Raw genomic sequence first — 14,063 nt, 5'->3', positions numbered from 1 at the left:
CCCGATGAGCGCTCCGCTCCCGTCCGCGCCGCGACGCCCGCACAGTGGAGGCATGGACATCACAGGGAACACCGTCTTCATCCCCGGCGCCACCAGCGGCATCGGGCTCGCCCTCGCCGTCGCCCTCCACGAGCGCGGCAACACCGTCATCGTGGGAGGCCGCCGCACCGAGCTGCTGGAGCGCATCGCGGCCGAGCACCCCGGCATCGACACCGTCCGCATCGACACCGCGGACGCCGACAGCATCCGGGAGGCCGCCGCTGCGGTTCTTGCTGGCCACCCCGACCTGAACGTGCTCGTCGCCATGGCCGGGATCATGCGCGCGGAGGACTGGCACCGCCCCGAGGCCTTCCTCGCTTCGGCGGAGTCGATCGTCACCACCAACGTGCTGGGGCCGATCCGGCTGATCGCGGCGTTCGTCGAGCACCTCCAGACCCGGCCGGACGCCACGATCGTGACCGTCTCGTCCGGTCTGGCGTTCACGCCGCTCAAGGTGACGCCGAGCTACAACGCCAGCAAGGCGGCGATCCACATGCTCAGCGAGAGCATCCGCCTCCAACTCGCAGACACCTCCGTGCGCGTCATGGAGCTGGAGCCGCCGGCGGTTCGCACCGCGCTCATGCCGGGGCAGGAGGAGAGCGACTTCGCGATGCCGCTGGACGAGTTCGTGGCGGAGGTCATGGAACTGATCGAGACGCAGCCCGACGCGACGGAGCTCCAGGTCGAGCGGGTGAAGTTCCTCCGCTACGGCGAGGCCCGCGGCGACTACGACCACGTCGTCCAGGTGCTGAACAGCTCCGATCCGCACGCCCGCGAGTCCGCCGCCTGACCTCGAAGGGCACGTAAACGCCCCCAAAACCGCGTTTTAGGGGCGTTTACGTGCCCCTCGGCGACGGATACTCGGGGGTGAGGGTGAGCCAGGCGGCGAGCGCGTCGATTTCGGTGCGCACGGCGTCCCGGGTCTCGGGCGAGAGCGGGCCGTCCTCGTGGATGGCCGTCACGTGCAGGACGCCGGACTTGCGGTCGGCGGCGGCGTCGAGCTTGCCGATCAGTCGGTCGCCGTGCAGGATCGGCAGCGCGAAGTAGCCCCAGCGGCGTTTGGCGGCGGGCTTGTACATCTCCAGCAGGTACTCGAACCCGAAGAGGTCGTTGGTGCGGACCCGGTCGTGCACCAGCCGGTCGAACGGCGACAGCAGCGCGGTGCGGCCGGTGAACGGGAGGCCGACGGCGGCCGGGTCCACCCGCCACTCCAGGGCGCTGCCCTCGACGGTCGCCGGCTCGCCCGCCTCGCCGACCAGGGCGCGGCGGGCGATGCCGAGCGAGCGCAGCCGGCGCTCGTCGCGCAGCCGGGCGGCCTCCGCCTCCGGCACCACCGCTATGCCCGCCGGGTAGACGCGCTCGCCCAGGTCCCAGGCGCGCTGCCGCCCGATCCGGCCGGCGACCGCGACCTCGCCTCGGCCCTGCAGCAGCTCGAGCAGGCGCGTGACGTTCTGGTTGTGCGTCCAGCCGGTGGACTCCCACGGCACGGCGGCGGTGTCCGGGATGTCCTTGGACAGCGTCGGACCGCGGTCGCGCAGCAGCGCGAGTACGTCCCGGCGGAACGCGTCGTTCGCCTCCAGCCAGGCGTGGGCGCCCGACAGCCGCTCGGGCCAGCGCGACATCCGGTCGAGGTGGAGGCCGAGGTCGGACATCGGCCGCACCATCGCGAACGGCGGTGTGACCGGGTCGTCCATCGCCTTCACCTCGTAGAGCAGCCGGTCGGTCTCCAGCGCCTCGACCAGGGTCTCCGGCCGGTAAGCCGGGCCGAGCCGCGTGTAGGCGATCAGGTCGGCGCTCGGCGCGATGGCGGCCGTCGGGTCGAGCTGCAGGAAGGTCAGGCTCTCGGCGAGCGGGACGATCCCGTCGGGTCGCCCGGCGTCCAGGCGCTGCGCGCGCACGGCGATCCGGCGCGCTTCGTCGCGGTCCAGGGTGACGGCCATGGCCCTACGCTAGCCGCAGCCTCCGACGGACGGGCGGTCAGGACTCGACGCGAGACCTCCGGCGGCGCAGCATGATCGCTCGCACCAGCACCGGGCCGACCGAGAGTACGACGATCGCGATGAGCACGATGTCCAGGTACTTGGACACGAAGTCCGCGACGCCCGGGATGTGGCCGAGCCCGTACCCGATCAGCACGACGGCGGCGGCCCAGACCGCGGCGCCGATCACGTTGTAGAGGCTGAACACGCCGTGACGCATCCGGCCGACCCCCGCCGCGACGGGTGCGAAGGTGCGGACCACCGGGACGAAGCGGGCGACGACGACCGCGCCGCTGCCGTACTTGTCGAAGAACGCCTGCGTCCGGTCGACGCTCGCCCGGCTGAACACGCCGGACTCCCGCCGGTCGAACACCGCGGGGCCGGACTTCCGGCCGATCAGGTAGCCGACCTCGCCGCCCGCGATCGCCGCGACGGCGACGGCCGCGATCACCAGCCAGAGCGGCTGCGGGATGTGGCCGGTGAGCGTGAGCACGCCGGCGAAGAACAGCAGCGTGTCGCCGGGCAGGAAGAAGCCGAGCAGGAGGCCGGTCTCGGCGAACACGATCGCGCAGACGCCGAGCAGCGCCCACGGGCCCGCGGCCTGGATGAGACCCTGCGGGTCGAGGAGGCCCGTGTGGACGAGGGAGCCGGCGGCAGCCAGGTCGTGGGGGGTCATGGGGTCCTTTCGTACAGCGAGATCAGCTCGCGATGGGTCGCGATCCGCGTGGTGGTCTCGTGGAAGCCGAGAGTGGTGAGGTCGGCGACGCCGTAGTCATCGACCGAGCCGGGGGACGGGGCGTACTCGATGAGCCAGACCCGGTCGACGCCGTCGAACCGGCCGAGAGCAGCGGCCTGTCGCACAGTGTAGGCCGAGTCGCGCCAGGACCTGGTCTGCGCGAACGGCCGATGGAGGGCGACGTCGGTCGTGTCGCGGAAGCCGGCGGGGTAGGTGTGCTCGGCGAGCCGCGGGAGCTTGGACGGCTTGGTCGACTCGTCGAACACGACGCCGTCGCCCGGGCGCGCGTTCGCGCCGATCGCCGCGGAGACCTCCGCCCAGTCGCTCTGGTTCTTCGCGTACGGGGTCCGCTCGTCGACGTAGACCGGCACGCACAGCCCCAGGACGAGCAGGCCCACGACGACGCCCGCCCAGCGCCGCCAGCGGAGGACATCGTCCACGCCGCAGGCGATCAGGAGCGCCGCCGCCGGGGCGCAGTAGGACACATAGCGTGCGGTGAAGTCGGGGACGACCGGCTGCACGGCGATCAGGATGGCGGGCGGGAGGAGCAGCCAGAGCGCGGCGACGCCGACGAGCGAGGGCACGCGCGAGGCCGGGCGGCCGAGGAACCGCTCGCCGCGTGCCCGGCCGACGAGCACACGCTGCTGCACGGCGATCGCCACCGCCAGCACGATGAGCGCCCAGGCGACGATGCCGAGCGGCCAGGAGTCGCCGAACCACAGCCCGCTGAACAGCGTCTGCGGCGCGAGCTGCTGCACGGCGCCGAGATAGGCGATCTGGTGGTGCTGGCCGATCGCGACGACGAGCAGGGGAGCGACGGCGAGGACGGCCGCCCCGACCGCGATCAGCCAGCCGCGCACCGTCCGACGCGGCGCCCGGCACACGGCGACGATCACGCCGTGCACCACCGCGAACAGGATCGTGTAGAGGAAGACGTAGGTGCCGACCGCCAGCAGCGCGCCGTAGCCGACGAACCACGCGGCCCGCGGACGCTCGCGGTCGAGTGCGGCGACGAGCAGCACGGTCAGCCACGCGACGATCGCTGCCGAGAACGCGAACGAGCGCGCCTCCTCGCCCATGTACGTCACGCGGGGGAGGATCGCGCAGACCAGGCCGGCGATGACCGCCGTGCGGATATCGCGGAGGCGGGCGGCCAGCAGCACGACGGCCGCGGTGGCCAGTCCGACGGCGACGGCGCTCGGCAGCCGGACGGCAAACGGGGAGAACCCGATCAGGTCGCTCCAGAAGTGGAGGCCGAAGTAGTAGGTGCCGTGCACCGCGTCGACCTGGCCCAGCATCCCGAGCAGTGTCGACAGCGGGCGCTGTGCGGACATGATGCTGGTGGCCTCGTCGCCCCAGAGCGACGGGATCCAGGAGCCGATCGCGGAGAGCAGGGTCGCCAGTACGCCGAAGAGCGCGGCGAGCACCGCGGGGCGGGTGAGGGGCGCGGCCTTCTGCGTCGGGGCCGGCCGCAGCATCGTGACAGACAGGTCGGCACCGTCCTTTCGAATCAGCGTCCGATCCCCAGTCAATCCCAGTCCTCCCAAGAAAGGTCCAAGACAGCGGTGAACGCCGGAAGGATACTCGGTGACAGGGCGGTCAGGCCAGGATCGCGGTCAGGCCAGGATCCCGGTCAGGCCAGGACGCCTGTCATCACAGGGATCCGAGTACGCGCTCCGCGAGCAGGTCGCCGATGAGCGGACCCATCGTGAGCCCGCCGGCGCCGAAACCGGTGTTGACGAACAGGCCCGGCCGGTCGTCCACGGGCCCGGCGGTCGGGAGGTCGCCGTCCGGCAGCGGACGCAGCCCCACGCGCGTCTCGATGACCGTCGCGTCCGCGAGGCCGGGCGCGACCGCGAGCGCGTCCTCCAGCACCTGCCGCGTCCCCGCCGCTGTCACGCGAGCGTCGAAGCCCGACCCGGTCTCCCGGGTGGCGCCCACGACGATCCGCCCCGCGTCGAAGGACACCAGGTAGTGCGGCGCGACCGGATGCACCGACGGCCACTCGCGGGTGTCGGCGTCGACCCGCAGGTGCACGAGCTGCCCGCGCTGCGGCTCCACCGGCACGCGGACGCCGAGCGGGAGGAGGACCTGGTCCGTCCACGCGCCCGCCGCGACGACGACGGCGTCGGCGGGGAGGGTCTCGCCGTCAGCGGTCACGACGCGGTCGGCGTCGAGCGCGGCCGTGGCGTCCAGGTGCGTCGCCCCGAGCGCGACGGCTGCGTCGAGCAGACCCGTCCGCAGCGCGCGCCCGTCGACCCTGGCGCCTCCTGCGATGTGGAGGCCGTGGAGGTCGCCGGCCAGCGGAGGGAACAGTTCGCGCGCCTCGGCCGCGCCGACCCGGCGCACCTCGCCGGCCGTGCGGGAGGCGGCGGCGCGTCCGCGCACCCGCGCCTCCACGTCGTCGATCACGGCGGCATCCCGGTTGACGACGAGCGCGCCGGAACGCCGGTAGCCGATGTCGTGCACCCCCGCCTCGGCGAGCCGCTCGATGAGCTCCGGATAGAAGTCGGCGCCCGCAGCGTAGAGCTCGTAGAAGTCGCCGCCGGCGCTCGTGCTCCACGGCTGGACGATTCCGGCGCCCGCGTCCGTGGCGCGGCCGGGAAGGCCGGCGTCCACGATCGTCACCGCGGCGCCGCGCCGGGCGAGCGCGAAGGCGGTGGCGGCCCCCGCGACCCCGTCGCCGATCACCACGACGGCCGGACCGGACTGCTTCGAGACGCCGTGCTTCCCCATGCGGCGACCGTACACCGGACGCCGGACGCGGTTTGCTCCGCCGGTTTCCTCTGCGCATCCCGGAATAAACCTTCCCCCCGAACGTTGAACTTGAGTGCACGTAACTCAACTTTTAGAAACAGGAGATCAGGTGCCCGAGAACTTCACCCCCGAGAGCGGCAGCGAGAACTCGTTCGACGAGTTCCTCTCGCGCTACCTCGCGGGCGAGCGCGCCCGCGCCGCGCGCTCCATCGACATCAGCCGGTTCCTCAGCCGGCGCACGCAGGAACTCCTCGCCGAGGCGGGCCGGTACGCCCTCGAGCACGGCCACCGCGAGCTGGACGCCCTGCACATCCTCCGCGTGATGGCCGGGCAGGAGCCCGCGTCCGAGGCCATGCGCCGTATCGGCGTCGACCCGTCCGCAGTCGCCGCCGCCGCCGAGCAGCGCCTCCCCGCCTCCGGTGAGGCCATCGACGCCGACGGCGCCTCGATCACGGCGTCCGCCCAGCGCGTCCTCTTCCACGCCTACCAGGTGGCCCGTGCCTCCGGAGCGACCTACATCGACCCCGAGCACCTCTTCTTCGCGCTCGTGATCGGTCAGGACGCCCCGGCCGGGCAGGTCCTCCAGTCCGCAGGCGTGACGCCGGACTCCCTGACCAACGCCATGCGGCAGTCGGCCACGGTCGGTGCGGGGGCGCAGGACGCTTCCGATGAGGCCGCGACCGACTCCGAGACCCCGATGCTCGACCAGTTCGGCACCGACCTGACCGCGCTCGCGCGCGACGGCAAGCTCGACCCGGTCATCGGCCGGCTCGACGAGATCGAGCAGACCGTCGAGATCCTCTCCCGCCGGACCAAGAACAACCCGGTCCTGGTCGGCGAGGCCGGCGTGGGCAAGACCGCGATCGTGGAGGGCCTGGCCCGCGCGATCGTCGCAGGCGACGTCCCCGAGCAGCTGCGCGGCAAGAAGGTCGTCGCGCTCGACCTCGCCGGGATGGTCGCGGGCACCCGGTACCGCGGCGACTTCGAGGAGCGGCTCACGAAGCTCATGGACGAGATCAGCGCAGGCACGGACGAGCTGATCGTGTTCGTGGACGAGCTGCACACCGTGGTCGGCGCCGGAGGCTCCGGCGAGGCCGGCGGCATGGACGCGGGCAACATCCTGAAGCCGCGGCTGGCGCGCGGCGACCTCCACCTGGTGGGGGCCACCACGCTCAAGGAGTACCGCCGCATCGAGAAGGACCCGGCGCTGGAGCGCCGCTTCCAGCCGGTGACGGTCGGCGAGCCGAGCGTCGAGGACGCCGTGCTCATCCTGGACGGCCTGCGCGCCGCGTACGAGGAGCACCACGCCGTCACCTACACGCCGGAGGCGATCCGTGCCGCGGTGGAGCTGTCCGACCGCTACATCTCCGACCGGTTCCTGCCGGACAAGGCGATCGACCTGATCGACCAGGCCGGCGCCCGGCTGCGCCTGTCGCTCGGCAAGCGGGTCGACGCGTCCGAGCTGATGCAGAGCCTGGCGACCCTGGAGTCCGAGAAGAACTCCGCCGTCGCCGGCGAGCACTACGAGGAGGCGTCCCGCCTGCGCGACGAGATGGAGGACGTCCAGCGCCGGATCGACGAGCTCGGGAAGGCGCCGCGTCACGCCGCGGAGGCGGTCGTCGACGAGGCGGCGATCGCGGCCATCGTGTCCCGCGCGACCGGCATCCCGGTGTCCCGCATCGGCGACGCCGACCGTCAGCGCCTCGCCGCGCTGGAGTCGGAGCTGCACGCCAGGGTCATCGGCCAGGACGACGCGGTGACGGCGGTCGCGAAGGCGGTGCGCCGCAACCGCACCGGCCTCGGCGACGAGCGCCGTCCTGTGGGCTCGTTCCTGTTCCTCGGCCCGACAGGCGTCGGCAAGACCGAGCTGGCCAAGTCGCTGGCGGAATCGCTGTTCGGCGACGACAAGGCGATGATCCGGTTCGACATGAGCGAGTTCGGCGAGCGCCACACGGTCGCCCGCCTGGTCGGCGCCCCTCCCGGGTACGTCGGCTACGACGAGGCCGGGCAGCTGACCGAGCGCGTGCGCCGCAACCCGTACTCGGTGGTGCTGTTCGACGAGATCGAGAAGGCGCACCCGGACGTGTTCAACCTGCTGCTGCAGGTGCTGGACGACGGCAGGCTGACGGACGGCCAGGGCCGGACGGTCGACTTCCGCAACACGGTCGTCATCATGACCTCCAACCTGGGCTCGGAGTTCCTGGCGTCCCGCAGCGGCGCGCTCGGCTTCGTCCCGGCGGGCTCCGACGGCTTCGCGTCCGACAAGGACATCCGCGACCGGGTGATGGGCAAGCTCCGGGAGGCCATGCGTCCCGAGTTCCTGAACCGCATCGACGAGATCGTCCTGTTCCGCAAGCTGGACGCCGAGCAGCTGCGCGACATCGTCCGCCTGCTGCTGCAGTCGACGGCCACCCGCCTCGGCCGCCGCTCGATCGCCTTCGAGGCGTCGGACGCGGCCGTGGCGTGGATCGCCGAGGCGGGCTACGAGCCGGAGTACGGCGCCCGCCCGCTGCGCCGCGTCATCCAGCGCGAGGTGGACGACCGGATCGCGGAGCTGATGGTGTCGGGCGGCGTCGCGGACGGCGGGACCGTCGTGGTGGACGCTGTCGACGGGGTGCTGCAGGTGCGGCCGCGGGCGGTGTTCGCGGCGGCGGCGTGACCGTAGTCGGTCGTGAGAGGCGCCGGTCCCTTCGGGGGCCGGCGCCTCTTCGTTGTCCACCCTTCCTGAAAATCCACATAGGGGTACAGTTCATCTCTCAACCCGTCCCACAGCAGACCCTGGAAGCGTGGATACGTGCCCAACCCGGACAGATTCCAGAATTCCCCGCGCCTTCAGGCTATTGACGAGCGCCTCGAGCCCCTCAAGCGGTTCGAGCTGCGTGCTCCGCGCTCGCGCAATGCCGCGATCGTGCAGTGGGTGGCGCTCGCGCTCGTCGCCGCGGTGCTCTCCGCCTTGTTCTTTCTTCCGGGTTTCCTGGGAGCCGGCGTAGCGGCGGCTGCAGGGATCAGCGACTTCAACAAGCTGCCGGGCGACCTCAACATCGGGCAGTTCGCGCAGAACTCCACCGTGTACGCCAAGCAGGGCGGCAACGACGTTCCGATCGCCCAGTTCTACGCGCAGAACCGCAAGGATGTGGGCTGGGCCGATGTCGCCCAGGTGGCCAAGGACGCCACGACCTCCGCCGAGGATCCCCGCTTCTACAGCGAGGGCGCCGTCGACGTGTTCGGCACCGTGCGCGGCGCGCTCTCCACGGTCGTCGGGGGCAGCGTGCAGGGCGGCTCGTCCATCACGCAGCAGTACGTCAAGAACGTGGAGGTCGAGCACTGCGAAGGGCTCACCGACCAGAAGAAGGTTCAGGCCTGCTACAACGACGCCGCGGGCGTGACCCTGCAGCGCAAGATCCAGGAGATGCGCTACGCGGTCGGCCTGGAGAAGAAGTACAGCAAACAGGACATCCTGCTCGGCTACCTGAACGTCGTCGGCTTCGGCGGCCAGATCTACGGCATCGAGGCCGCGTCCGAGTACTACTTCAACACCAGCGCCGCCAAGCTCAGCCTCCCGCAGGCGGCGACGCTGATCGCCATCGTCAACAACCCGTCGAACCTCCGCATCGACGAGCCGAACAACAAGGACAACGGCGCGGCCAACGGCTACAAGCTCACCAAGGCCCGCCGCGACTACGTGCTCGACCGCATGTACGTGAACCACAAGATCTCGCTGGCCGACCGGGACGCCGCCAAGAAGACGGCCATCCAGCCGACGGTCACCCCGACCACCTCGGGCTGCGCCGCCGCCCAGCAGGTCAACGCGGCGTTCTTCTGCGACTACGTACGCGACGTCATCCTCAACGACCCGGCGTACGGCAAGACCAGCGCCGACCGCTGGACGACCCTCAACCGCGGCGGGCTCAAGATCTACACGACGTTGAACCTCGACCTCCAGTCGGTCGCACAGCAGTCGCTGTCGAAGTACATCCCGGGGTCGCGCCCCGACATCGACATCGGCGCGTCCAACGTCTCCGTGGAGGTGGGCACCGGGCGCATCGTCACGATGGTGGAGAACCGGGCCTTCAACAACACCGACCAGCCGCAACCGGGCACGACGGCGGTGAACTACAACACCGATGAGGCCTACGGAGGCTCGCAGGGCTTCCAGACCGGCTCGACGTTCAAGGCGTTCGACCTCGCCGGCTGGCTGGAGGGCGGCCACAGCCTGTACGAGTCGATCGACGCCTCCCAGCACACCTTCCCGATGTCCGACTTCTCCAGCAGCTGCGGGACGGTCTCCGGCCCACCGTGGCCGGTGTCCAACGACGAGGGCTCCGCGAGCCGGCTGTCGGTGATGTCGGCGACGGCCCAATCCGTCAACACGGCGTTCGCCATGATGGCCACCAAGACCGACCTCTGCTCGATCCTCAAGGCGGCGCAGGGCCTCGGCGTCCACGCGGCGAAGACCGGCGCGCAGCTGAACTCGTACCCGTCGATGATCCTCGGCACGAACAACATCGCGCCGCTGACCATGGCGACCGCGTACGCGGGTATCGCCAACGGCGGAACCGTCTGCACCCCGATCGCGATCGACAAGGTCATCAACGCCGACGGCTCCGCCCACAAGGTGAGCCCGTCGACCTGCACCCAGGGCCTCCAGAAGAAGATCGCGGCCGGCATCACGTACGCGCTGCAGGGCGTCATGCGCGGCGGCGGCACGGCGGCCAGCGCGAACCCGTACGACGGCACGCCGATCATGGGCAAGACGGGTACGACGGACAACTCGCTGCAGAACTGGATGATCACCTCCACCACGAAGGTCGCCCAGGCCACCTGGGTGGGCAACGTCTCCGGCCAGACCGCGCTGCGCAGCCTCGACTTCAACGGCATCGGCGGCGGCAACGTCAAGTTCTCGATCGCCAAGCCCATCCTGCAGGCGCTGGACTCCTACTACGGCGGCGACGCGTTCCCGAAGCCGGACAGCTCGGTGCTGTACGGCAGCCAGGTGACGGTCCCCGACGTCAGCGGCAAGACGCCCGACCAGGCGACGTCGCTGCTGCAGGCGCTCGGCCTGACCGTCACGGTCGACCAGACGCCGGTGCCCAGCAGCCAGCCGGCCGGGACCGTCGCGGGCACGAACCCGTCGTCGGGCTCCACCGTGGACGGCGGCTCGAGCGTCACCATCCAGCTCAGCTCGGGACAGAACACCTCGACGCCGGCGCCGACCACCACCGCGACACCGCAGCCGACCAACACCCCGGGGAACGGCAAGGGCGGCGGCACCGGAGGCGGCGGGAACGGCGGCTAGGCCGGGACGCGGTCCGCGGCGGGCGTGATCGCGCGCCCGCCCGGCCACGCGTCGAGCACCCGAGCGCGCAGCGCGTTCGACCGCTCGGCGAACGCGCGCTGGCGGCGCACGTACTCCGCCTTGCCGTCGGCGGTCTCGATCCGCACGGGCTCCGCGCCCCACGGCCGCATGTCGTAGGGGGAGGCCTGCATGTCGAGCAGCCGGATGTCGCGGGCGAGCTCGAACGCGTCGAGCAGCACCTCGCCGGGGACCAGCGGGCCGAGCTTCATCGCCCACTTGTAGACGTCCATGCCGGCGTGCAGGCAACCCGGCTGCTCCAGCTCGGGCTGCGTCTCGCGCGTCGGCGCGAACCGGTTGCGCGGGATCGCGTCCGGCGTGAAGAAGCGGAACGCGTCGATGTGCGTGCAGCGCAGCTCTGCGGCCTCCACCACGGCGTCCGTCCCGTCCTGGCCGAGGCGCAGCGGGACGTCGTGGCGGTGCCCGTCCTGGCGGTAGACCATCGCCCACTCGTGCAGGCCGAAGCAGCCGAACCGGCCGGGCCGCGCGGCGGTGGAGCGGAGGATGCGCTCGATCGTGCCCAGCAGCGGCGCCTTCTCGCGCTCCATCGCGGCGCGGTCGACGACGAGGCCGCCGGGCGTCGCGCCGGGGGAGTACCAGCGCCAGGCCGCGCGTGGCTCGCCCGCGGCCTCCAGCAGCTCGACGCCGGCGCCGGGATGCCAGCGCCGCAGCACGGACGGCGAGTACGCGTAGTAGGTGAAGAGGAAGTCCTCGATGGGGTGCTTCTCGCCGCGCGCGGCGCGGGCGCGGTGACCGGCCGTGAGTGCGTCTGCGCGCTCGGCGTGCGCGGCTTCGCGGGCGCGCCAGTCGGCGGCGGGGAGCTGGAGGGTCACCAGACGAGGATACGTCGCGGCGTCAGCCCAGCGTCTCCAGCGGGTTGCGCAGCAGCTTGCCCGCGACTCCGCGGTCGACGATCCGCCTCGCGGCGGTGTCCGGCTTGCGCTCGGCCTGGTCGGTGACACACGCGGTGAACTCGGCGGCCAGCGCGAGCCGCGGGAAGGCCGTCACCACTTCGCGCCGGAACTCCTCCGGCAGCGCGTCGGGCCGCACGCCGGAGATGTCGAGCGCCGTCGCCATCTCCAGCAGGTGGCCCTCCGGGTCGAAGGCCGGGTCGACCTCCGGCCAGTTGTGCCGCACGATCACTTCGTGCGCGCGGGTCCGGCGAGCGGCCGGCCAGCCCGCTCCGGCGGTGAGCGCCTTCGCGACGTGGCCGCCGGCGTCCTCGTAGGCGAGCGTGTGGTTGTCGTAGGCGGGCACGATCCCGATGTCGTGGAGGACGGCCGAGACGTAGAGCAGTTCCCGGTCGATGCCGTGCAGCCCCTCCACGGTGGCGAAGCCCTCCGCCCACAGCCACGACCGCAGCACGTGGTTGAGCAGGGACGGCGTGTGGTACTCGGTGGCGAGCTCCAGGGCGGCGCGGGCCGCGGCGGTGTCGGGGGCAGGGATGTCGGCGAGGCGCATGCCTCCATCCTGGCGTGCTGCGCCGCACAGATCCGGCCGGGCGTCGCCGATTTCGTGCCGACTTCCGCCCCGCGTCCCGCCGCGATTCGTCACGAATGTCGCGAATGCCGCGGCCAAACGCGACATTCGTCACGAATCGCGATGCCGACATTCGGCACGAATCGCGTGAATGTCGCGGCGAAACGCGACATTCGTCACGAATCGCGTGCGGGTGGGCTACGGCAGCGTCGGGTCGAGCACCGTGATCCCGGTGGAGGGGGCCGACTCCGCGAGCGGGAGGAGGCGCGCGGCCTCCGCGAGCCCGACCGTGCGGCCGACCAGCAGCTCCGGCCTCAGGGCGCCGGACGCCACGAGCGCGAGCATCCCCGGGTAGTCGGCGGCCGCCATCCCGTGGCTGCCGAGGATGTCCAGCTCCCACGCGATCGCCCGGTCCAGCGGCAGCACGGGCATCCCGCCGGCGAGGAGGCCGATCTGCACGTGTCGCCCACGCCGGCGCAGCGACAGGACGCTCGCGGTCGCGGTCTCGGCGGAGCCGACGGCGTCCACCGACACGTGCGCGCCGCCGCCGGTGAGCGCCGCGACGGCCTGCGGGGCGTCGGGGCCGGCCGCAAGCACGTGCTCGGCGCCGAGCCGGGCAGCCGTCTCCAGCGCGGCGGGGGAGCGGTCGACCGCGATCGGCCGGGCGCCGAGGGCGCGGGCGATGACGATCGCGCTCAGCCCGACACCGCCCGCGCCGTAGACCGCGACCCACTCGCCCTGCGCGAGGCCGGCGCGCGCCGTCAGCGCCCGGTACGCGGTGGCGAACCGGCAGCCGAGGGCGGCCGCGGCGGCGTCCGGGAGTCCGTCCGGGATCGCGACCAGGTTGAGGTCTGCCGCCCGCACCGCGACCAGTTCGGCGTGCGATCCCCAGTGCGTGAAGCCCGGCTGGGTCTGGTCGGGGCACACCTGCGCCTGACCCGAGAGGCACCACTCGCAGCGCCCGCAGCCGTTGACGAACGGCGCCGTGACGCGGTCGCCCGGCCGCCACTGCTCGACGCCCGCGCCGACGGCCTCCACGACTCCGGCGAACTCGTGGCCGGGGACGTGCGGCAGCCGCACCGAGTCGTCGTGTCCTGCCCACGCGTGCCAGTCGCTGCGGCACAGCCCGGAGGCGCCGACCCGGAGCAGCGCGCCGCCGTCCGGCAGTTCGGGGGACGGGAGGTCGCGCACCGCGACCGGGCCGGAGAACGTCTCGTAGTACAGCGCCTTCATCGGGCCTCCTCCTCGGTCGGCGCGACCGCCGCGGCCGCCGTCAGCGCCTCCGCCTCCAGCTCGGCGAGCCGTGCGACGACCGGCAGGTCGGCATCGGCCCAGTCGAGGCCGGCGAGCGCGCCCGTCCCGCGCCACTCCAGCGCGTCGTGATCCGTGGAGGCCGTCGGCGCCGGGCCGAGGAGCGTCGCCGCGTAGCAGGCCAGATCGACCTGCCCGGTCACGGTCCGGTCGAGCAGAGCGCCCACCCGGACGTCCACGCCGAGCTCCTCGCGCAGCTCCCGTGCCAGCGCAGCCTCCGGCGTCTCGCCCGCCTCCACTTTGCCGCCCGGGAACTCCCACCGGCCCGCGGCGTCCTTGTGCGGAGCCCGCCGGCAGGCGAGCACGGCGCCGTCGCGCACGATCACGGCGGCGACGACCTGGAGGGTCCGGCTCGGAGAGGTCACCGTCCCATCCTGCCGCACCGTCCCATCCTGCCGACCCGGGGATG

General features: G+C 72.3%; 11 protein-coding genes. 3 read left to right on the top strand and 8 right to left on the bottom strand.

Annotated features, from left to right (window positions below):
* The first annotated feature begins 52 nt into the window (after positions 1–52).
* Entirely contained in the window at positions 53–829 is a 777-nt protein-coding gene (locus F1C12_RS06900; RefSeq protein WP_185278049.1) for an SDR family oxidoreductase, read from the top strand.
* A gap of 46 nt (positions 830–875) precedes the next feature.
* Here the strand turns inward: F1C12_RS06900 and F1C12_RS06895 are convergent, their stop codons facing one another.
* From F1C12_RS06895 to F1C12_RS06880, 4 genes are all read right to left on the bottom strand, one after another.
* Complete coding sequence (locus F1C12_RS06895; protein ID WP_185278048.1) at positions 876–1,979, bottom strand: DNA glycosylase AlkZ-like family protein; 1,104 nt, start codon at positions 1,977–1,979, stop codon at positions 876–878.
* Between the two features lie 37 nt (positions 1,980–2,016).
* The gene (locus F1C12_RS06890) at positions 2,017–2,694 is read right to left on the bottom strand and encodes a DedA family protein (RefSeq protein WP_185278047.1); all 678 of its coding nucleotides are present in this window, start codon (positions 2,692–2,694) and stop codon (positions 2,017–2,019) included.
* The gene (locus F1C12_RS06885) at positions 2,691–4,232 is read right to left on the bottom strand and encodes a glycosyltransferase family 39 protein (protein WP_185278046.1); all 1,542 of its coding nucleotides are present in this window, start codon (positions 4,230–4,232) and stop codon (positions 2,691–2,693) included. The genes F1C12_RS06890 and F1C12_RS06885 overlap by 4 nt, the downstream gene beginning before the upstream one ends.
* Before the next feature lie 175 nt (positions 4,233–4,407).
* Complete coding sequence (locus F1C12_RS06880; protein WP_185278045.1) at positions 4,408–5,490, bottom strand: NAD(P)/FAD-dependent oxidoreductase; 1,083 nt, start codon at positions 5,488–5,490, stop codon at positions 4,408–4,410.
* A 130-nt stretch (positions 5,491–5,620) separates the two neighbouring features.
* Between F1C12_RS06880 and F1C12_RS06875 the strand changes: the two genes are divergently transcribed.
* Both F1C12_RS06875 and F1C12_RS06870 read left to right on the top strand, forming a co-directional pair.
* Positions 5,621–8,170, top strand: a complete 2,550-nt coding sequence (locus F1C12_RS06875; protein WP_185278044.1) for an ATP-dependent Clp protease ATP-binding subunit — start codon at positions 5,621–5,623, stop codon at positions 8,168–8,170.
* A 135-nt stretch (positions 8,171–8,305) separates the two neighbouring features.
* Positions 8,306–10,807 (top strand): penicillin-binding protein, encoded by a 2,502-nt coding sequence (locus F1C12_RS06870; protein WP_185278043.1) that lies wholly within the window; start codon positions 8,306–8,308, stop codon positions 10,805–10,807.
* Here the strand turns inward: F1C12_RS06870 and F1C12_RS06865 are convergent.
* The 4 genes from F1C12_RS06865 to F1C12_RS06850 form a co-directional block, all read right to left on the bottom strand.
* Positions 10,804–11,697 carry a 3-methyladenine DNA glycosylase gene (locus F1C12_RS06865; protein ID WP_258046154.1) on the bottom strand — a complete coding sequence of 298 codons (894 nt, stop codon included), beginning with the start codon at positions 11,695–11,697 and terminating at the stop codon, positions 10,804–10,806. The genes F1C12_RS06870 and F1C12_RS06865 overlap by 4 nt on opposite strands.
* 22 nt (positions 11,698–11,719) lie before the next feature.
* Positions 11,720–12,325 (bottom strand): HD domain-containing protein, encoded by a 606-nt coding sequence (locus tag F1C12_RS06860; RefSeq protein WP_185278042.1) that lies wholly within the window; start codon positions 12,323–12,325, stop codon positions 11,720–11,722.
* A 216-nt stretch (positions 12,326–12,541) separates the two neighbouring features.
* Positions 12,542–13,576: a zinc-dependent alcohol dehydrogenase family protein gene (locus tag F1C12_RS06855; RefSeq protein ID WP_185278041.1), complete on the bottom strand. Its 1,035-nt coding sequence runs from the start codon at positions 13,574–13,576 to the stop codon at positions 12,542–12,544.
* On the bottom strand, positions 13,573–14,019 hold the full coding sequence (locus F1C12_RS06850) for a (deoxy)nucleoside triphosphate pyrophosphohydrolase (protein ID WP_185278040.1): 447 nt from the start codon (positions 14,017–14,019) through the stop codon (positions 13,573–13,575). The genes F1C12_RS06855 and F1C12_RS06850 overlap by 4 nt, the downstream gene beginning before the upstream one ends.
* Positions 14,020–14,063: the final 44 nt, after the last annotated feature.

Origin of the sequence: Leifsonia shinshuensis (genome assembly GCF_014217625.1) — a bacterium.
Classification (GTDB): domain Bacteria; phylum Actinomycetota; class Actinomycetes; order Actinomycetales; family Microbacteriaceae; genus Leifsonia; species Leifsonia shinshuensis_A.
This window is presented reverse-complemented; position numbering and strand designations above follow the sequence as displayed.

What these genes read in the sequence shown, in the direction of transcription:
- F1C12_RS06900 (WP_185278049.1), top strand. Translation starts at nt 53, where the DNA reads ATGGACATCACAGGGAACACCGTCTTCATCCCCGGCGCCACCAGCGGC.
- F1C12_RS06885 (WP_185278046.1), bottom strand. Translation starts at nt 4,232, where the DNA reads ATGCTGCGGCCGGCCCCGACGCAGAAGGCCGCGCCCCTCACCCGCCCC.
- F1C12_RS06880 (WP_185278045.1), bottom strand. Translation starts at nt 5,490, where the DNA reads ATGGGGAAGCACGGCGTCTCGAAGCAGTCCGGTCCGGCCGTCGTGGTG.
- F1C12_RS06895 (WP_185278048.1), bottom strand. Translation starts at nt 1,979, where the DNA reads ATGGCCGTCACCCTGGACCGCGACGAAGCGCGCCGGATCGCCGTGCGC.
- F1C12_RS06860 (WP_185278042.1), bottom strand. Translation starts at nt 12,325, where the DNA reads ATGCGCCTCGCCGACATCCCTGCCCCCGACACCGCCGCGGCCCGCGCC.
- F1C12_RS06890 (WP_185278047.1), bottom strand. Translation starts at nt 2,694, where the DNA reads ATGACCCCCCACGACCTGGCTGCCGCCGGCTCCCTCGTCCACACGGGC.
- F1C12_RS06855 (WP_185278041.1), bottom strand. Translation starts at nt 13,576, where the DNA reads ATGAAGGCGCTGTACTACGAGACGTTCTCCGGCCCGGTCGCGGTGCGC.